18 protein-coding genes are annotated in these 17,832 nt (G+C 71.0%); 10 read left to right on the plus strand and 8 right to left on the minus strand.

Annotated features, from left to right (window positions below):
* Positions 1-70: 70 nt before the first annotated feature.
* The 3 genes from ABFX50_RS43205 to ABFX50_RS43215 form a co-directional block, all read right to left on the minus strand.
* Positions 71-520, minus strand: a complete 450-nt coding sequence (locus tag ABFX50_RS43205) for a hypothetical protein (RefSeq protein ID WP_346155078.1) — start codon at positions 518-520, stop codon at positions 71-73.
* A gap of 212 nt (positions 521-732) precedes the next feature.
* Positions 733-1,824 (minus strand): hypothetical protein, encoded by a 1,092-nt coding sequence (locus tag ABFX50_RS43210; RefSeq protein ID WP_346155079.1) that lies wholly within the window; start codon positions 1,822-1,824, stop codon positions 733-735.
* Positions 1,825-1,826: 2 nt separating this feature from the next.
* Positions 1,827-2,483: a hypothetical protein gene (locus ABFX50_RS43215; protein ID WP_346155080.1), complete on the minus strand. Its 657-nt coding sequence runs from the start codon at positions 2,481-2,483 to the stop codon at positions 1,827-1,829.
* Positions 2,484-2,570: 87 nt separating this feature from the next.
* On the opposite strand from ABFX50_RS43215, the gene ABFX50_RS43220 reads away from it, so the two are divergent.
* From ABFX50_RS43220 to ABFX50_RS43230, 3 genes are all read left to right on the plus strand, one after another.
* Positions 2,571-3,653, plus strand: a complete 1,083-nt coding sequence (locus ABFX50_RS43220) for a sensor histidine kinase (RefSeq protein ID WP_346155081.1) — start codon at positions 2,571-2,573, stop codon at positions 3,651-3,653.
* The gene (locus tag ABFX50_RS43225; protein WP_346155082.1) at positions 3,650-4,294 is read left to right on the plus strand and encodes a response regulator transcription factor; all 645 of its coding nucleotides are present in this window, start codon (positions 3,650-3,652) and stop codon (positions 4,292-4,294) included. The genes ABFX50_RS43220 and ABFX50_RS43225 overlap by 4 nt, the downstream gene beginning before the upstream one ends.
* A 569-nt stretch (positions 4,295-4,863) precedes the next feature.
* Positions 4,864-5,739, plus strand: a complete 876-nt coding sequence (locus tag ABFX50_RS43230) for an NAD(P)-dependent oxidoreductase (RefSeq protein ID WP_346155083.1) — start codon at positions 4,864-4,866, stop codon at positions 5,737-5,739.
* Positions 5,740-5,793: 54 nt separating this feature from the next.
* On the opposite strand, the gene ABFX50_RS43235 is transcribed toward ABFX50_RS43230, so the two are convergent.
* The 3 genes from ABFX50_RS43235 to ABFX50_RS43245 form a co-directional block, all read right to left on the minus strand.
* Positions 5,794-6,234, minus strand: coding sequence for a VOC family protein (locus tag ABFX50_RS43235; protein WP_346155140.1), 441 nt, complete (start codon positions 6,232-6,234; stop codon positions 5,794-5,796).
* Positions 6,235-6,448: 214 nt separating this feature from the next.
* Entirely contained in the window at positions 6,449-7,111 is a 663-nt protein-coding gene (locus ABFX50_RS43240; RefSeq protein WP_346155084.1) for a response regulator, read from the minus strand.
* The gene (locus ABFX50_RS43245) at positions 7,108-8,310 is read right to left on the minus strand and encodes a sensor histidine kinase (protein ID WP_346155085.1); all 1,203 of its coding nucleotides are present in this window, start codon (positions 8,308-8,310) and stop codon (positions 7,108-7,110) included. The genes ABFX50_RS43240 and ABFX50_RS43245 overlap by 4 nt, the downstream gene beginning before the upstream one ends.
* A 262-nt stretch (positions 8,311-8,572) precedes the next feature.
* Here ABFX50_RS43245 and ABFX50_RS43250 point away from each other — a divergent pair, with 262 nt between their 5' ends.
* Entirely contained in the window at positions 8,573-10,081 is a 1,509-nt protein-coding gene (locus tag ABFX50_RS43250) for an alpha/beta hydrolase (RefSeq protein WP_346155086.1), read from the plus strand.
* A 72-nt stretch (positions 10,082-10,153) separates the two neighbouring features.
* Here the strand turns inward: ABFX50_RS43250 and ABFX50_RS43255 are convergent, their stop codons facing one another.
* Entirely contained in the window at positions 10,154-10,810 is a 657-nt protein-coding gene (locus tag ABFX50_RS43255) for a nitroreductase/quinone reductase family protein (protein WP_346155087.1), read from the minus strand.
* A gap of 318 nt (positions 10,811-11,128) precedes the next feature.
* Between ABFX50_RS43255 and ABFX50_RS43260 the strand changes: the two genes are divergently transcribed.
* Together ABFX50_RS43260 and ABFX50_RS43265 are read left to right on the plus strand one after the other, a co-directional pair.
* The gene (locus ABFX50_RS43260; RefSeq protein ID WP_346155088.1) at positions 11,129-11,686 is read left to right on the plus strand and encodes a fasciclin domain-containing protein; all 558 of its coding nucleotides are present in this window, start codon (positions 11,129-11,131) and stop codon (positions 11,684-11,686) included.
* Between the two features lie 39 nt (positions 11,687-11,725).
* Positions 11,726-12,121 (plus strand): ACT domain-containing protein, encoded by a 396-nt coding sequence (locus ABFX50_RS43265; protein WP_346155089.1) that lies wholly within the window; start codon positions 11,726-11,728, stop codon positions 12,119-12,121.
* A gap of 50 nt (positions 12,122-12,171) precedes the next feature.
* Here ABFX50_RS43265 and ABFX50_RS43270 read toward each other — a convergent pair whose 3' ends face one another.
* Positions 12,172-13,812 carry a bifunctional metallophosphatase/5'-nucleotidase gene (locus ABFX50_RS43270; protein ID WP_346155090.1) on the minus strand — a complete coding sequence of 547 codons (1,641 nt, stop codon included), beginning with the start codon at positions 13,810-13,812 and terminating at the stop codon, positions 12,172-12,174.
* A 176-nt stretch (positions 13,813-13,988) separates the two neighbouring features.
* On the opposite strand from ABFX50_RS43270, the gene ABFX50_RS43275 reads away from it, so the two are divergent.
* Genes ABFX50_RS43275 through ABFX50_RS43290 form a run of 4 tightly spaced genes read left to right on the plus strand, consistent with a single transcriptional unit; the run spans position 13,989 to position 17,826 of the window.
* The gene (locus tag ABFX50_RS43275; RefSeq protein ID WP_346155091.1) at positions 13,989-14,873 is read left to right on the plus strand and encodes a MurR/RpiR family transcriptional regulator; all 885 of its coding nucleotides are present in this window, start codon (positions 13,989-13,991) and stop codon (positions 14,871-14,873) included.
* Between the two features lie 15 nt (positions 14,874-14,888).
* Positions 14,889-16,133, plus strand: a complete 1,245-nt coding sequence (locus tag ABFX50_RS43280; protein ID WP_346155092.1) for an ABC transporter substrate-binding protein — start codon at positions 14,889-14,891, stop codon at positions 16,131-16,133.
* A complete protein-coding gene (locus ABFX50_RS43285) occupies positions 16,124-17,020 on the plus strand; it encodes a carbohydrate ABC transporter permease (RefSeq protein ID WP_346155093.1) in 897 nt (298 codons plus the stop codon). Before ABFX50_RS43280 ends, ABFX50_RS43285 begins: the two co-directional genes overlap by 10 nt.
* Positions 17,017-17,826: a carbohydrate ABC transporter permease gene (locus tag ABFX50_RS43290; protein WP_346155094.1), complete on the plus strand. Its 810-nt coding sequence runs from the start codon at positions 17,017-17,019 to the stop codon at positions 17,824-17,826. Before ABFX50_RS43285 ends, ABFX50_RS43290 begins: the two co-directional genes overlap by 4 nt.
* The last annotated feature ends 6 nt before the right edge of the window (positions 17,827-17,832 follow it).

Below are 17,832 nucleotides of genomic sequence, written 5' to 3' on the forward strand. Positions count from 1 at the left end.
GCCCGTTTGAGTGCCGCGATCGGGCGTACAACGGCACGGCCGACGCTCCGCGCCTGCGTGGCACCTTCGGTCATCGCGCCCTTCTCCACAGCGCGACCGCGGCGAGACCAGGGATGCACGGAAGCACCTGCAGCCAGCCCAGCAGCGGCGCGAGGCCAACAACCCCAGAGGTGTCCTGGACAGTCAGCGTGGCGACCGCGATGCAGGTCGCGGTCGCGAGCAGCCCGATCGCCAGCCACGGAGCCCAGCGCTTACCGACTCGGGCCGCCCAGATCGTGCCGAGCCAGCCGAGGAGTCCCAGCAACCCGATCGTGGACAGGATCGCCAGATACGCAGTGACAGCGGCGTCGATCGCACCGGGCCGGTAGGCCGGATAGCTCGCGTGGATGTGGTCCGCCAGGACCGTCGTGGTGGATTGATCGATGAACGGAAAGAGGGCGGCGATCACGGTGAGCCCCGCCCCGATGTACATCAGCGCCAGCGGGGTCCTGTTGCGCGATCTGTGCTGCAGCGTCGTCATGGCATGAGCTCTTTCAGGTGAGTGGGTCGGTGACGGCCGGCACACAGCGGCGTCATCAGGCCCGCGACGGCGCGCGCCCGGGGCGGGTCGAGATCGTCCGCTTGCCATGCCCACCGCCCATGCTCAGCCGTTCCCCCGGGTCGGCCGGCGTGCGCGGCGCCGAACGCCCGCGCCCGAGGCGAGCCGCCGGCGCTGGCGAGGGTGCCGTCCGCTCACGGGCGCGGTGATGCGGCGCTCCTCGATTTTTCGGCGGTTCTGCGGCGCGCCCAGTAGGCGTACACCGCGGCCCCCAGCAACGGACCCCACACCGGGCACGGGAACACCAGGACGAACAGGACGCCGTCCACCCACGAGCCCATCTGGACGGCCCCGGCCAGCACACCGGGGGCCGAGACGCACAGCGCCACCGCGCCGAACGCGCCCGGCCCGACGGCCAGCATCACCGGGACGGGCCGCCCGCCCACCCGGGGCACCCACCGCGGCACGACCTCACCCCAGCGGCTGATCAGGCCGAGCGTCAGCACGACGGCCAGGACCGCGCTCAGGCCGATCAGGAACCCCTGCATCCGGGTGGCCGCGTCGCCGCCCTCCGCGGCGATCAGCGTGATGTGGCCGGTCCGCGGGTCGAAGCCGCCGAGCGGCCACGGCGTCACCCACGTCAGCCGCGCCAGCGCGTACGGCACGGGACAGAGGGCGGCCGCGATCGTGACGGCCCTCCCCCACCGCGGGACCGTCACCCTGCGCTCACGCGCGAACGATCCGTACGCGAGCCACGCCCACCCGACCGCGGCGATCGCCATCGCCCACGACCAGGCGATCCGCCCGCCGTACACGGCGAACCCGGAGGCCACGTTGACCAGGTAGCGGGAGACCGCGTCGGTCATGGTCAGCGACGCGATCAGCCCGGCTGGGAGCAGCACCGCCAGCACGTACGCGACGGGCCGCCGCCGTACGCACCCCACCGCCACCATCCCGGCGACCCCCAGCAGGACGGCAGGAATCAGCGCATACCCGATGGACGACAGCACGGACGCGTCCGACATCACCAGCAGGAAGAAGGCGCTCTCGACCACGGCGACCACGCCGGCGGCTCTCGGCCGGGACCGGACGCCGAGCGCCGCCAGCACCCCCAGCACGCCGGAGGCCACCATCAGGCCCACGCCCGGCCCGCGCTCGATCCAGTGGTTGACGCCCACCGTGACCTTGGCGGCCGCGCCGTACGGGTAGCTGCCGGGGACGAACCACCACAGGGCCGCGACCGCCAGCGTCGCCGCGGAGATCGTCGATGCCGTCAGACGGCGCATGATCACTTCCCCCCCGATCCCGAATTCACCAGCCGAGCTTGCCCACCGGCCGGACCTGGCGGATCCCCCGCCTGGGGATCTGTCCGGTCGCCGGTGCGGCGCCGGTAGTAGTGCACCGTGACGACGGCCAGCAGCGGCCCCCAGAAGGCCAGCGGCGCGTAGGTGAGGTAGAAGACGGCGCTCTGCCAGCCGTTCACGATCAGCCCGTCGGGCTCACCGGTGATCTTCATACCGAGCATCGACATGACCAGCGCGTACGGGAAGACCAGCAGCAGCGCCGCGCCGTTCCCGGCGCACACGACGACCGCCAGGACGGGGACCCTGCGGCCGCGCAGCACCGGCACCCAGCGCGGCCACACCTCGCCCCACTCGGCGACCAGCCCCACCGTCAGGAACGCCACCGCCTCGCTGACCACGCTGAGCCCGACGATGTACCACCACTGGGCGTCGAACATGACGGGGGCGTGGCTGCCGGGAGGCGGCGTGCCGTGCTCGACCAGCGGCACCCCGAAGTTCATCGCCGCGATCCGCCAGATTCCGGACGGCAGGGCGGTCAGCGCGGTCGCGTACGCCGTCCATACGGCCCAGCGCGGCACGCCGGCCGCTGTCCTGCCGTGCAGTCTCATCATGATGGTCGTGGTGGCGGTTGCGCTGTTCATAGCTGTGAGGCTCACAGCCCGGCGGCGGGCGAACATCCCCCAGGTGGGGGAAGGAGCGGCCCGGCGTGCCGGGCTAACATCGCCGACGTGAGCGGACATATCGGACGTGCCGTACGGGCGGTCCTCTATCAGGTGCTGGGCGCGGCGCTGCTGACCCCGGTCGCCGTGGTGCTCGGCCTGGCCGTCCTGAGCGAGCCGGCGCCGGCGCGCGTCCTGGTGCTGTGGGCGGCGTGCCTGCCCGCCTCGGTGCTGCTCGCCCTGGCGCCGCTGGTGCGGCGCATCGAGATCGCCGCGCTGGCCGAACTGCTCGACGTGCAGGTCTCCGACCGGGCCGACCGGGTCTACCTGGTGGCGCTGACGAGCCTGCACCTGTACGGCGGCGCGACGCTGGGCGCGGGCGTGCTCATGCTGTCACCGGGGCTGGTCCGGCTGGGCGATCTGACGCTGTGGCGCGACAGCCCCGCCGTCCAGGCCGAACCGCTGGCCGCCGTGCTCGAGCTGGAGGACGCCATGGTCGCGGCCGGGTTCGGGCAGCGGTGGGCGGCGCGCCGCCTGCTCCGCGCCGAACCGTCCCGCATGTTGGAGGAGCTCGGCCGCCGCCAGGCCCTCGCGATGGAGCTGCACGACGCGGTCGGGCACGCGCTCAGCGTCGTCCTCGTGCAAGGCATGGCCGCACAGGCCGCGCTCCAGCGCCCCGCCCCCCGTCCCGAGCAGGCCACGCGCTCACTGGACCACCTGCTCGACACCGCCCGCGCCGCCCAGGAGGACCTCGACGTGCTGCTCGGCGTCCTCGACGCCGGCGAGGCGGCACGCACGCCCACGCTCGACTCGCTCCACACCCTCACCCGCGGGCTCGACGTCCACGTGAACGCCGGCCCCCTCGACCGCATCCCCCCGGCCACCTCCCGCACCGCCTACGCCATCGCCCGCGAGGCGCTCACCAACGCCCTGCGCCACGGGTCCGGCCCCGTCACGCTCGACCTCGACACGGATGCCCCCGGCGAGCTGGTGCTGACCGTCGAGAACGCCACCGCCGCCTCCCCCGCCGCACCGGCCGGGCACCGGCGCGGCCTGACGGGCATGCGCATGCGAGCCCGCCTCGCCGGCGGCACGTGCACCACCCGGCAGGCCGAGACGACCTGGCGCGTCGAAGCGAGGCTGCCGCTGTGATCCGCGTCGTCCTGGCCGACGACGAGCCGCTGATCCGCGAGGGATGGGCCGCCATGCTCTCCCTCCACGACGACCTCACGGTCGTCGGTCAGGCCGCCGACGGCAGGCAAGCCGTCGAGGCCGGCGCGGGCGCCGACGTCGTGCTGATGGACATCCGCATGCCCCGCATGGACGGCCTCGCCGCAACCGTCGAACTGACCCGCCGTTCCCCGTCCACCCGCGTCGTCGTCGTCACCACCTTCGAGAACGACCAGCTGGTGTGGGCCGCCCTGCGCGCCGGAGCCGCCGGGTACGTGCTCAAACGCGCCCCGGCCGGCGAGCTGGTGGAAGCCGTCCGACTGGTGCACTCCCGCCGCGCGGTGCTCTTCCCCGACGCGCTGCGCCGCATCGCCTCCCCGCACCACGGCAGCGCCCGGCCGCGCCGCCCGGTCGCGCTCACACCCCGCGAACTCGAGGTGCTGCGGCACATCACGCTCGGACAGGCCAACCCGGAGATCGCCGCGGCCCTGCACGTGTCCCGGGAGACGATCAAGACCCACGTGACCAACGTCCTGGACAAACTAGGCGCCCGCGACCGCACCCACGCCGCCGTCCTGGCCTACGAACTCGGCCTGATCCTCCACGGCATCGAACCCGGCTGAACCCGGACCTACGGGGTTGACCGCCGATCTTCGGGTCGCGCTCCTGACCCGCATGACGAACAGGGCCTGGTTCAACAAGGACCAGCAGCTTGCTCCGACGGTCTTCCCGTCGGCTGGCACGAAGGCGTCCTCGCGCCGAAGCTTCTTCACCGGCGTTTCCCCGGGCGACACCCGATGGCCCACCACGCCGCTGCCCGGCGCGGCGGCAAGCCCTGTGTCAGTAGCTCTTCGCGTCTGCTGCATGGTAGAAGACCTGACGGGCACCTGCGCTGTGCGTGAGCCTGGGCTGCGCGTCGACCACGGCGGAGGGGGTGACCGTCGTTCCCGTCGCCAACGCGTATGCGTGGGCAAGCCGCTCCAGGGCAGCCGACGTCGCGCTGTCGCCGGCACTTCAGTGTGCTCAGTCCGGCAGGCCGGCAGGAGGCCGAGGCCACTTCGTACAGGGGCGCCCCCGACACCTTACGAACATAAATGTAAGTACCTGCTGAAATAGTAGGTACTTGAGGAAATGTCCGTGAAGCCTCCAGCATGGACGAGCACGTCACTGACGACTTGGACTGGAGCATCACATGACCGACCACCGCACCCCGGTGACCGTCCTCGGGCTCGGCTCGATGGGTACGGCGCTGGCCGAGGCTTTCATCGAGGCGGGACATCCCACGACGGTGTGGAACAGGACCGCGAGCAAGGCCGCACCCCTGGTCGCCAGAGGCGCACGCCACGAGACGGCGATCGCCGACGCCGTCGCCGCCAGCCCGCTCATCATCGCCATCCTGACCACCTACGACCACACGCGGGAGGCACTGGAACCGGCCGCCGCCGCGCTGGCCGGGCGCTCCCTCGTCACCCTGAACAGCGGCTCCCCCGCCGGCGCCAGGGAGATGGCCGCCTGGGCGACCGGGCACGGCGCCAGGTTCCTCGACGGGGCGATCAAGAACGTGCCTTCGGCCGTGGGCAAGCCGGACACCCTCCTGTACTACGGCGGCGACAGGTCCGTCTTCGACGAGTACGAGACGACGCTGAGAGTGCTGGGCGGCGACACGGTCCATCTCGGCGACGAGAGCGACCTCGCCGCCCTCTACGAGATGGCGGTGGGCGGCACCTTGCTGCCGGCGCTCGTCGGCTTCTTCCAGGGCGCCGCCGCCGTCCAGGCGCGGGGACTGGAGGCCGCCACGCTGGTACGGTTCACCGTCAAGTGGCTGGAAATGATCAACTCCATCCTGCCGGTCTTCGCGGAGGAGATCGACAGCGGCGACTACACCAAGCCGATGTCGACGGTGAACCTCTTCCTCGAGGGAGCCGTCTATGACGAACAGCTCGGCGAGGAGGCCGGCGTCGACGTGGCCTGGCACGCCCCCTTCCACGACCTGCTGAGGCGGGCCGTCGAAGCGGGCCACGGCGACCACAGCATCTCCGCCCTGGTGGAGGTGCTCAAGAAGCCGTAACCAGTGGCGGATGAGCCAGCCGTCCTCCCTCACCTGGGCGTGTGCCGTCCGGGCTCACCGGCCAGGAAGACGGGTGGTGACCTCCTGGAGCAGCCAGCCGTTGCCGTCGGGGTCGCTGAAGGAGGCGAAGGAGAAGTAGCTCTGGCGGTCCGGAGCCGGGCCGGAGACGCGCCGCCCCCCGGTCCCCGCCTCAGGGAGCGCCCCTCCCGCGTCATGGAACACCTCACCCACGTCGGCCCCGCGGTCGATGAGCGCGGACCGTGCCGCGTCGATGTCGTCGACGATCAGGTACAGACCCTGCATCGAGCCCGGCGCGGCCGAGGTGACCCCGGTGCCGAAGATGACCGAGCACCCCGAGCCGGGTGGAGTCAGCTGTACCGCCCGGAAGTCGTCCCCGGCGACGACGTCGGCGTCCTCCCGCCACCCGAGGGCCTTGTAGAAGTTCTTGGACCTGTCCACGTCGGCGACCGGAACCACCACGACCTCGAGCTTCATGTCCACGGCCTCGGATCCTCCCCCTCGATGCCGGTGACCTGTGTACGCCACCGGGGCTGCTGGTGCGTCAGGGGGGATCGCCCCTCCTACACTCGCGTCCCCCACCGTCGAAGTCCAGGGGCGGCAGCTTCAACTGTTGGCAGGCGATCGGCCAACTTTCGGGGCCGACAAGCCGGCAGGGCGCCGAACCAGCCCGACGCCTTTACAAAGTAGATCAGGTTGGGACGACGAGCCGGGTCTCGTAGGCGAAGACCACCGCCTGTACGCGGTCGCGCAGCTCCAGCTTGGTCAGGATCCGCCCCAGATGCGTCTTCACCGTCGCCTCCGCCACCTGCAAGGCCTCGGCGATCTCGACGTTGGACAGGCCGCGCGCCACCTCCACCAGCACCTCCCTCTCGCGCTGGGTCAGCAGCCGCAGCCGCTCGGCGCTCGTGCCTGCCGCGCCGGTGGGAAGCTGATGGGCGAAGGTCTCCAGCAGGCGGCGGGTGATTCTCGGGGAGACCACGGCGTCGCCGGCCGCGACCGTACGGATCGCCGCGAGCAGCTCCTCCGGCAGGGCGTTCTTGAGCAGGAAGCCCGACGCCCCCGCCCTCAGCCCGGCGAAGGCGTACTCGTCCAGGTCGAAGGTGGTGAGGATGAGCACGCGAGCCTGCCCCCTGTCGCGGACGATCCTGCGAGTCGCCTCGATCCCGTCGAGACCGGGCATGCGGACGTCCATGAGCACGACGTCGGGGCGCAGCCGCCGCGCCAGCCGTACGGCCTCGGCCCCTTCACCCGCCTCCCCCACCGCCTCCATGTCCTCCTGGGCGTCGAGCACCATGGTGAACGCCATGCGCAACAGCGGCTCGTCGTCGACGAGCAGCACCCGGATCGTCACAGGACCCTCTCCCCCGCCGTGCCGAGGTCGAGCGTGGCCGACACCTGCCAGCCTCCGCCCGGCAGCGGGCCCGCGCGCAGCGTCGCGCCGTACGCCGCGGCCCGCTCCCGCATGCCGACGATGCCGTGACCCGAACCAGGGGGCCCCACACCGCGGCCGTCGTCGGTGACCTCGACCGTGACGCTCTCCGGCGAACAGCGGACCAGCACCTCGGCGCCGGTGCCAGGCGGCGCGTGCTTGAAGGTGTTGGTCAGGGCCTCCTGGACCAGCCGGAAGACGGTCAGCTGCGCGGCGACGGGAACGGGCGCGGGATCCCCCTCGAGGGCCAGGCGCAATGGCAGACCCGCCGCGCGCATCTGCCCCGCGAGGGACTCCAGCTCGGCGATGCCGGGCATCGGGTGGCGCAGCGCCTCGGGTTCGTCGGCCCGCAGCACGCCGAGGGAGCGCCGCATGTCGGTGAGCGCCTGCCGTCCGGTGTCGGAGATCTGGCGCATGGCGGCGGCCGCCCTGTCGGGCGAGCGGCGCTGGGCGAAGCCGGCGCCGTCGGCGAGCGCGACCATGACAGAGAGGTTGTGGGTGACGATGTCGTGCATCTCGCGGGCGACGCGGGCGCGCTCGCCGGCCACCGCGAGCATGGCGCGCTGGTCGCGCTCGCGTTCGAGACGGAGCGCGCGATCACGCAGGGAGTCGAGGTAGGCGCGCCTGATCCGCGTGTTCACCCCGGTGAGCACGACGGCCACGGCGACGGCGTTCAGGAAGACGACCGCGCTGAGCAGGCCGCCGTACGGCGCCGCCCACCGCGCGCAGGCCAGCAGGATGCCCGCTTCGAGCGCGACCGCGGCCGCGAGCGTACGCCGCCACGGGCAGCGGGCCGCCACCGTGTACATCGCGACCAGCAGCGCCACGTCAGTCAGCAGCTGGATGTCGGACAGCCACTGGACGAAGGCGACCGCGGCCACCGCGCAGAAGACCACCAGCGGCGCGCGCCGCCGCCACACCAGCGGCGCCGCCAGCGCCGCGTGCAGCAGCAGCGGCCCCATGGCGCCCTGGTAGACCGCGCCGTTGAGCCCCGCGCCGCCGAAGAACACCACCGCCGCCAGGCAGGCGTCGAACGCCGTCGCCGGGATCCTGCCGCCGGCCCGTGACAGGGCCCTGACCGGCCGCGCCATCCGGGCGGAGACGAAAGCGGCGTACTTCACGAGGGCAGCCGATTCATGACGCCAACATAGTCGTCCCGCCCGCGGGCACGGCACGCGCGCGGCGGCCGGCGTCAGACCACAGTCGTACGTCCCACGCTCGCCGCCTCAGGAGAATCCGCAGGTCAAGGCGACTGCGGCGGGCCGCGACCCGAGCACCGCCGCACGGCGGGGAAACCCCACCGGAGGCTGACGCGAAGGACCACCCCTGCGACCTAGCGTCGTACCCCGGCCCGGCGTGTGGCTCTACGAAGGGGAACATTCGATGCGTGGACGAGGGATCGCCGTGACGGCATTGCTGGCGGGTGGCTCGCTGGTCGCCGTGCAACCGGCCGCGGCCGACGGAGGCGCGGCCAGGTTCGAGCGGCAGCAGATCACCTGGCGTGGTTGCGCAACAGGGCCAGGAGATCAGGCCGGCAAGGAGCTGGACGCGGCGAAGGCCCAGTGCGCCGTGGTGACCGTGCCGCTCGACTACCGCCGCCCGGGCGGACCGACGATCAAGGTCGCCATGTCCAGGCTGAAGGCCACCGATCCGGGACGCAGGCGTGGAGTCCTGCTGTACAACCCCGGCGGACCCGGCGTCCCCGCCATGTCCCTCGTGCTCCAGGTGAAGCGGGTGGCCCCCGCCGTGGCCGCCCGCTACGACCTGATCGGGATGGATCCCAGGTTCGTCGGACGGAGCACCCCGCTGAACTGCGGCTGGCCCCGCACGGTGGTCGGGTCCGCGGGCAAGGACAGGCGCACCTTCGACCAGGGCGTCGCGCTGGCCAGGGACCTGGCCGCCCGCTGCGCCGCGCACAAGGAGCTGCTGCCGCACGCCTCCACCCGTAACACCGCCAGGGACATGGACGTCATCAGGGCCGCGCTCGGCGAGCCCAGGCTGTCCTACCTCGGCTCCTCCTACGGCACCTATCTGGGAGCGGTCTACCTGCAGCTGTTCCCGCGCCGCGCCGACCGGGTCGTCCTGGACAGCGCCGTCGACACCGGCCTGTTCGGCCCTGACCTGACCCGCACACAGGGCGCCGCGCTCAACGCGGTCCTGCGCGACTGGGCGTCGTGGGCGGCCCGCCGTCACGGCCGCCATCGCCTGGGCACCACCACCGCCGACGTGCTGGCCACCGTCGCCAGGATCGACACGGCCGCCGCCCGCGCTCCCCTGCGGGTGGGCCGCCACAGGCTCGACACGCGGGCGCTGCCGATGGTCCTGTTCGGCGTCACCGCGGGTGACAGCGAGGAGGCCTATGCCGCCTTCTCCGCCGACGTCCGGGTCCTGAGCCAGGCCGCCCGCGGCGTCGAGGTCACTCCCACACCGGTACTCGACCAGGTGCTGACCGGCCTGTCCGCCCCCGACTCCGAAGGATCGGCCGCGGTCCAGACGGCGATCATGTGCGCGGACCGGGCGGCCTCGCGCGACCCCGAGACCTACTACCGTGACATCCAGGCCCACCGCGCCGACGAAGGCCTGTTCGGGCCGCTGACGCGCAACCTCGGCCCCTGCTCGTTCTGGCCGGCCGCCCCCGCCGAACCTCCCACCGAGGTCCGCAACGACGTGCCCGTCCTGATGGTGGGCGCCACCGGTGACCCCGGCACCCCCTACGCGGGCCAGCTGCGCACCCACCGCGCCCTGACCGGCTCGCGTCTGGTGACCCTGCGCGGCGCCTTCCGCCACACCGTGTACGGCGGGCTCTTCGCCCCCCGGAACGGCTGCGTCGACGACGCGGTCAACCGCTACCTGGCCAACGGCGTCCTACCCGCCACCGACACGTTCTGCTGACCCTCGCGGCTCCGGACTGTCGGCCCGCCGTCAGCCGTCCGGCATGGAGACGGGCCGACCGCGTGGGAGGTGTCACCCCCCGGCCGGCACGCGCTCCAGGATGACCACCGGGATCCGCCTGCTGGTCTTCGTCCGGTACCGCTCGTAGTCCTTCCAGAGCCCCGCCATGAGGCCCCACAGGCGTTCGCGCTCCTCCCCCTCGGCCTCCACCGCCCTGGCCGCGAACCGGTCGGCCGCCACCTGCACCTCCACGGCGGGATCGGCGAGCAGGTTGAGGTACCAGGCGGGATGCTCCTCGCCGCCCCCGTTCGACCCCACGACGATCAGCCGCTCGCCGTCCGTGCCGTAGATCAGCGCGGTCCTCCTGGGCAGCCCCGACACCCGGCCGCGCGTGGTGAGCAGCAGCGTCGTCACCCCCCAGCGCCGATGTCCCTTGCGCCCGTCGGCGTTGGCCCGGGTCAGCGCGATGAGGCTCTCCCCTGGCAGGGTCGTCGAGGTGCGGATGTAGTCGTCGAGGAGGTCGTCCGGGATGTACAGCGACTTCGCCTGAAGCTTGGCGAACCAGGTCTGCCGGGCGAGCGGCGCGGTGAGCCTGACGAGCCAGTGGCTCAGGCCCGGCAACGGTATGCCCTGAGTCAGGGCGCTGGTGATGACCACGCGCGTGACCACCTCGGGGTGGAACGCGGCCAGTTCGAGCGCAAGCTGTGCGCCGAGCGAAAAGCCCGCCACAGTGATGTCCGCGCCGGCAGGGAACCGCCCCGAGGTAGGCGGCGAGCTCGGCGACGACCGCCGCGCTCGTCGTGAAGGCCACGTCATGGCTGTGGCCGTGACCGGTTCCTGCACGAGCCCGCCCGGAGCGACGAGGACCGCGACGAGGACCGCGACAAGGACGCTGCAGGGCCACATCGGGTGCCGCGGGCTTGGCCCTGACGCGATGGACATGCCTGCCTTTGCGAAAGTTTGGGGCAGATCAGGCGGCCGGCGGCCCGATGGAGCGCGAATAACCGGGCTGAGGAGACATTTCCTCACGATCAATGGGAGAACACCATGAAGGGCATCCTCATCGCCGCAGCACTGACGCTCGCCACCTCGGTGGCCGGCGCCACCTCCGCGTCCGCCTCCCCGCAGGCGGCCGCCGAGCCGTTCGGGCCGGCGTGCTCGTCGGTCCCCGCCTCGGGTGAAGGCAGCCTCACCGCGATCGCCGACCAGCCGGTGGCCACCGCGGCCTCCACCAACCCGGAGCTGTCGACGCTGGTCACCGCGGTGAAGAAGGCCGGGCTCGTCGAAACGCTCAACTCCGCCAAGGCCATCACGGTCTTCGCGCCGACCAACGACGCCTTCGCCGCGATCCCGAAGCAGGACCTGGACGGGGTGCTGGCCGACAAGGCCGCGCTCACCAAGATCCTGACCTACCACGTGGTGGACGGCAAGAAGGCCCCCTCCGACCTGACCGACGCCCAGCTGACCACGCTGCAGGGCGGCAAGCTGACCGCCAAGGGCTCGGGCCAGGACTACACGGTCAACGAGGCCAAGGTCGTCTGCGGCGACGTCCCCACCGCCAACGCCACCGTCTACGTCATCGACAAGGTCCTCATGCCGGAGTGACGCCGCCATCGCCTCCCGCGCGTCTGGTACACACGTTCCATGAGTTCGCCTATCGCCCAGCGCCTTCAGGTCGTGCCGTCGGTGTTCGCCGTGGACCACCTGCCGCACGCGACCTTCCCCGAGGACGACGAGTGGATCGCGCTGGTGCGCGCCCCCGAGGGGCTCACCGTCGTGCGCGAGACCTGGCCGAGCGGTTCGGGCGAGCGCTGGATCGGCCTGTACGGCGGCGCCACGGCCCACGACCTCGACGTTCCCGGCATGCTCGCCGCGATCGTGAGCCCGCTGGCCGAGGCGGCGATCCCGGTCTTCGTCGCCTCGACCTACCACGCCGACCTGGTCCTCGTGCCCGAGCAGAGGGCCAGGATGGCGGTCACCGTCCTGGAAGAGGCGGGCCATCGGGTGGACACCAGGCACCTGCAGCCGGCCGACGGCTGACCGGAGGCGGGCGCCCGCTGACACGCGCGAGGCAGACGGGTGATGGCGCGCTAGTTCAGGCGGGTGATGCGGCCCAGCGCCGGCGGCTGGAGAGGGGTGTTGGCGCGGATGTGAGACTCGAAGGCCTCGATGTCGCGGACCTTCTCCACCCGCTCGGTGCCCTCGGTCAGCACGCTGAAGCCGTCTCCCCCTGTGGCGATGAAGGAGTTGGCCGTCACCCGGTATCTCCCCGCCGGGTCGACGACGGCGCCGTTGAGCTTGATGGTCGCCGGGTCGATCTTGTCGCAGGCCGGCTTGGCGTTGTCGTAGGTGAAGGTGAAGCCCTTCGAGACGCCGAGGACCCTGGCGGTGCTCTGGCCGCACCACTGCTGCTCCAGGAGCCGCTCCACCTGTGCTCCCGTCAGGGTCATCGTCACCAGCATGTTGCTGAACGGCACCACGCGCAGCGCCTTGCCGTGCGTGACCAGGTTGGACATCTCGTTGCCCGTCGGGTGGACCAGGAGGTCGCCGCCGATGCCGCCGCCGTACGGGGGCTGGATCGCGATCTGGGCGCCGCCGGTCTCAGGCGAGGAGGTCGCGGCCAGACGCCCGTCGGCCAGGGCATGGGCGATGGTGGATTCGCCCGCGGCGTTCCTAATTGTCGTCAGGTCGCGATGGATCAGGCCGACAGGCCGGTCGAGCAGGCGCTGGGCGTACTGATCGGACTCGCGGCGCAGCGCGGCGATCGCACCGTTCGGCTCGATGTCGTGCGTGACGGTGATGTTCTCCGCCTGGTGCGCGGTCGGGTTGCCGGTGGCGCGGTCGATCGTGAGCTTGATCCGGGTGAGCTCGCGGGTGTGGCCTGAGGTCTGGGTGACGGGGATGCCGTTGATCTCGCAGATGTAGGGGTTGTGGGTGTGTCCGGAGATCACAGCGTCGACCTCGGGGTCGAACTTCGCGACGATGTCCTTGATCGGCCCGGCCAGGTTGTTGCACTGGTTGGGCAGTCCGCCGCCGGTCTGCCCGCCGCCCTGGTGGATCAGGACCACGATGGTGCGCACGCCCTTGGCCTTCAACTCGGCGGCATAGGCGTTGACGGCCTGGGCCTCGTCACGGGCTTCCAGGGGGGTGGTGGGCCCTGGCGCCTCCTTCAACGTGTTCTTGTACGAGACGCCGATGACCCCGATCTTGATCCCCTTCAGCTCCTTGACGATGTAGGGAGCGAAGGCGGGCTTGCCTGTCGTGGTGTCGACGATGTTGGCGCCCAGGTAGGGGAAGGACGCGCCCTTGAAGTTGGGCCGGGCGCAGCCGTCGATGGGGTGGCAGCCGCCGTTCTCCATCCGGCGCAGCTCGGCCACGCCCTCGTCGAACTCGTGGTTGCCGACGCTGGAGGCGTCCAGGCGCATGAGGTTCAGGGCCTCGATGCCGGGCTCGTCGTGCTGCAGGGTGGCGTTCATCGTGCTGGAGGAGATGTTGTCGCCGGCGGCGAGCCGCAGGGTGCCCTCGGGGTTCTCCCGCTGGAGCCTGTCGAAGTGGGCGGCGAGGTACTCGGCGCCGCCTGCCTCGACAGGACCGCCGGGGGTCATGGCGAAGCTCGTCGGCAGGGCGGAGTGGAAGTCGTTGATTCCGAGTAACTGGATGTCGACCGTGTCGGCCTTGACGGGCAGCAGGGCTGTTCCGCCCAGCAGCAGCGCGGCGAGCAGGTTGCGCATGTGCGTCCCTTCGGGGGGTTTCTGTCGGGGGCGAGCGTAGACACGCGCACTCGTGGAAGTAAAGACTCTCACCGATGTGATCGCTTGAGGGAATTATTCACATCACGGAGGAGTGAGTGCCAGGTCAGTCAGGTGAACTATTGACATAGAGCTGTGAAATGGAGGAAATTCCTCCCATGGCCGAGCCGGCAGAGAACTATTCACCCATCCTGACCCGCATCCGCGGGGTCGAGCCCACGCTGACCGCCGCGCACAGGCGCATCGCCGAGACGATCCTCGCCGAGCCCGCCGCCGTCGCCGCCTCCACCATCACGGAGCTGGCCGAGCGCTGCTCCACCTCGCTGACCACGATCACCCGCTTCTGCCGCGAGCTGGGCCTGACCGGCTACCCCGAGCTCAGGCTCGCGCTCGCGGCCGAACAGGGCCGCACCACCGCCAACCCGCGCGACAGCGCGCTCATCGCCTTCTCCCCCGACGACCCGGCGAGCATGGTGCTGCGCAGCCTGCTGGCCAGCGACGTGCGCGCCATGGAGGAGACCGCGGCGCAGCTCGACGTGGCGGCGGTGGACCGGGCCGTCTCCGCCCTGGTGCGGGCCAGGTTCATCGACTTCTTCGCCGTCTCGGGCAGCGCGGGGGTGGCCATGGACCTGCACCTCAGACTGCACGCCGTCGGCCGCCCTTGCGCGCTGTGGCCCGACGTCCACAGCGCCGTCTGCAGCGCGAACGCCCGCGACCACCGTGACGTGGCGCTCGGCATCTCCCACTCCGGCACCACCGCCGAGGTCGTCGAGCCACTGGCCATCGCCAAGGAGCGCGGCGCCACCACCATCGCGGTGACGAACTTCCCCCGCAGCCCCCTGGCGGAGGTCGCCGACATCGTGCTGACCACCGCGGCGCAGGACACCCCCTTCCGCGCCGGTGGGGTGGCCGCCCGCCACACCCAGATGCTCGTCCTGGACTGCCTGTACATCGGCGTCGTCCAGCGCACCCACGAGACCAGTAACCAGTTGCTGACCACCGCCACGGAGGCGGTGGCCAAACACCGCCTGCCCCAACGCTGATCCAGGAGTCCCCCCATGCGTCTGGCCCCCGTAGCGGCCGCCATCGTGCTGTCGGTCGCCGCCTGCGCGCCCAGCTCGCCCTCGACCCCCGCCCAGTCCCAGGACAAGGTCACGCTGTCCGTCTGGGGATGGGGGCCCGAGGAGAACTACGACAAGATGTTCGCCGCCTACGAGAAGCTCCACCCCGGTGTCGACGTCGACGCCCGCTCCTTCACCACCGCCACCGAGTACGACACGATCCTGTCCACAGGCCTGGCCGGCGACAGCGGCCCCGACCTGGCCTGGCTGCGCGCGGGCGCGAACCTGCAACCGCTCGTCGAGGCGGGCAGGCTGCTGCCGCTGGAGACCTCCGACGTGCCCGGGCTCAAGGACTACGACGAGGGCGTGCTGCGCTCGGCCAAGGGCGACAAGGACGGCAAGGTCTACGGCGTCCCGTTCGCCGTGCAGACCCTGCAGGTGATCTACAACAAGAAGATCTTCGCCGACCACGGCATCACTCCGCCCCGGACCTGGGACGACATGATCGCGGCGGCCGAGAAGCTGAAGGCCAACAAGATCGTCCCGTTCGCCTTCGGCGGCAAGGACGACTGGATGCTGCCCATCGTGGCCGGCATCTTCGGCACCGCCACCTGGGGCGGCGACACCTTCCTCGACGACGTCAAGGCCAAGAGGAAGACGTTCACCGACCCAGCGTTCGTCGAGGGCATCGACCAGCTCAACAAGCTCAAGCCCTACTTCCCCGACGACGTGGCGGGCGTCTCCTACACCGACGCCCAGATCCTGTTCTCCTCGGGCAAGGCGGCCATGTTCCCCGGCGGCCTGTGGGAGCTGAACTTCTTCGCCGAGAACGCCAAGGGCGTCGAGCTGGGCGTCTTCACCCCGCCCGCGCCGAAGGGCGGCCAGGGCATGATGCCGGGCTTCACCGACGGCTCGTACGGCATCAGCGCCAAGACCAGGCACAAGGCCGAGGCGCTGAAGTTCGCCGCCTGGCTCGCCTCCAAGGACTACGGCCAGCTCTTCACCGACACGCTGAGCGTCTTCTCCGCCGTGCCGGGCGTGAAGCCGACCGACCCGCTGCTCAAGGAGGTCTCCACCACCTTCGACAAGCAGGGCGCCACGTACTTCATGAACGAGTTCGCGTACGGCAACCCGTCCTCGCAGGCCGTCTTCTCCAAGTCGCTGCAGGAGATGCTGCTCGGCCGCATCACCGCCGAGCAGGCAGCCGAGCAGCTCGACAAGAGCGTGGCCACATGGCTCTGAGCACCACCAGGCGGGGGTCGTCGTACCTGTTCCTGATCCCCGCCTTCGTCCTGTACTCCCTCTTCGTCGTCTACCCGCTGTTCACCGGCCTGACCTACAGCGTGTTCTCGTGGAAGGGCACGCTGCGCGACACCTTCGTCGGCTTCGCCAACTACGCGGGCCTGCTCACCGAGTCCTTCCGCGACCAGCTGCTGCCCGCGCTCGGCCACAACTTCCTGCTGTTCGCGGGGACCATGCTGGTGCAGAACACGCTGGGGCTGGCCTTCGCGCTCGCACTGTCGCGGGTGCGGCGGGGCAAGCGCGCGCTGCAGACGATGTTCGCCCTGCCGTACCTGGTCAACCCGCTCGTCATCGGCTATCTCTGGACGCTGCTGCTGAGCCCGACCTTCGGGCCCGTCAACTCGCTGCTGCGCGGGGCGGGTCTGGAAGGTCTGGCGATGCCGTGGCTGGGCGATCCGGCCACGGCGCTGCCGACCGTGATCGTGATCACCACCTGGCAGTGGGTCGGCTTTCCGATGCTGCTGTTCAGCGCCGCCCTCGGCGGCATCCCCCAGGAGTACGCCGAGGCGGCCCGAACCGACGGGGCGACCTCCTGGCAGGTGTTCCGGCGCATCACGCTGCCGCTGCTGCGCCCCGCGATGGCCACCATCACGATCCTGAGCTTCATCGGCAGCATGAACACCTTCGCGCTGGTCTACGCCCTCGGCGGCTCGAACGGCGCCCCCGCGGGCGCCACCGACGTGCTCGGCCTGCTGTTCTATCGAGCGGCGTTCGCCTCGGGCGACGTCAACGCCCTGGGCACCTCCTCGGCCCTGGCGGTCTTCATGTTCACCTTCATCTTCGGCTCGACCCTCCTGCTCGAGCGCGTGCTGAGGAGGCGGACGTGAGAACCCTCTGGATCAAGCTGCTGCTGTGGGGCTACGCCGTCTTCTCCATGGCGCCCCTCGTCGTGATGGTGCTGAGCTCCTTCCGGCCGACCAGCGAGATCTTCGACGATCCGATCGGACTGCCCACGGGGTCGGCGTTCGACAACTACGCCAAGGCCTGGACCGAGGCCTCCTTCTCCACCTACGTCGTCAACTCGGTGATCGTCGTGGTGTCGGCGGTGCTGCTCGGCGCCGTCGTGTCGCTGCTGGCCGCCTACCCGCTCGGGCGCAGGCGCTTCGGCGGGCGCGGCCTGTTCACCGCCTACTTCATCTCCGGCATGACGCTGCCGGCGCACCTCGGCGTGCTGCCGCTGTTCTACCTGCTGGAGAGCATGGGGCTGGTCGACTCGCTGCTGGGCCTGATCCTCGTCTACGCGGCGGGGTCGATCCCGTTCAACGTCTTCGTGCTCACCGCGTTCTTCCGGCAGCTGCCGTACGAGCTCGACGAGGCCGCCTCGCTGGACGGCGCGGGCCCGCTGGCGACGTTCTGGCACGTGATGCTGCCCCTGGTACGGCCGGCGATCGCGACCGTGATCGTGTTCCAGTTCGTCCCCCTGTGGAATGACTTCTTCTACCCGCTGGTCCTGATGCGCGACGAGAGCAAGCTGACACTGCCCGTCGGGCTCACCCACTTCTTCGGCGAGTTCCAGAACGACTGGGGGACGCTCTTCGCCGGGCTGGTGATGACGACGATCCCCCTGGTCGTGCTGTTCGTCCTCGCCACGCGCCAGATCGTGGCCGGCCTCACCGCCGGCATGAACCGTTGAGGAGCA

It is taken from the genome of Nonomuraea recticatena (assembly GCF_039533245.1).
GTDB classification, from domain to species: Bacteria; Actinomycetota; Actinomycetes; order Streptosporangiales; family Streptosporangiaceae; genus Nonomuraea; species Nonomuraea roseola.

Bases quoted from the DNA above. Each gene is read 5' to 3' on its own strand.
- ABFX50_RS43230 (WP_346155083.1), top strand. From the start codon at position 4,864: ATGACCGACCACCGCACCCCGGTGACCGTCCTCGGGCTCGGCTCGATG.
- ABFX50_RS43205 (WP_346155078.1), bottom strand. From the start codon at position 520: ATGACGACGCTGCAGCACAGATCGCGCAACAGGACCCCGCTGGCGCTG.
- ABFX50_RS43250 (WP_346155086.1), top strand. From the start codon at position 8,573: ATGCGTGGACGAGGGATCGCCGTGACGGCATTGCTGGCGGGTGGCTCG.
- ABFX50_RS43275 (WP_346155091.1), top strand. From the start codon at position 13,989: ATGGCCGAGCCGGCAGAGAACTATTCACCCATCCTGACCCGCATCCGC.
- ABFX50_RS43215 (WP_346155080.1), bottom strand. From the start codon at position 2,483: ATGAACAGCGCAACCGCCACCACGACCATCATGATGAGACTGCACGGC.
- ABFX50_RS43260 (WP_346155088.1), top strand. From the start codon at position 11,129: ATGAAGGGCATCCTCATCGCCGCAGCACTGACGCTCGCCACCTCGGTG.
- ABFX50_RS43270 (WP_346155090.1), bottom strand. From the start codon at position 13,812: ATGCGCAACCTGCTCGCCGCGCTGCTGCTGGGCGGAACAGCCCTGCTG.
- ABFX50_RS43265 (WP_346155089.1), top strand. From the start codon at position 11,726: ATGAGTTCGCCTATCGCCCAGCGCCTTCAGGTCGTGCCGTCGGTGTTC.
- ABFX50_RS43210 (WP_346155079.1), bottom strand. From the start codon at position 1,824: ATGCGCCGTCTGACGGCATCGACGATCTCCGCGGCGACGCTGGCGGTC.
- ABFX50_RS43285 (WP_346155093.1), top strand. From the start codon at position 16,124: ATGGCTCTGAGCACCACCAGGCGGGGGTCGTCGTACCTGTTCCTGATC.
- ABFX50_RS43235 (WP_346155140.1), bottom strand. From the start codon at position 6,234: ATGAAGCTCGAGGTCGTGGTGGTTCCGGTCGCCGACGTGGACAGGTCC.
- ABFX50_RS43280 (WP_346155092.1), top strand. From the start codon at position 14,889: ATGCGTCTGGCCCCCGTAGCGGCCGCCATCGTGCTGTCGGTCGCCGCC.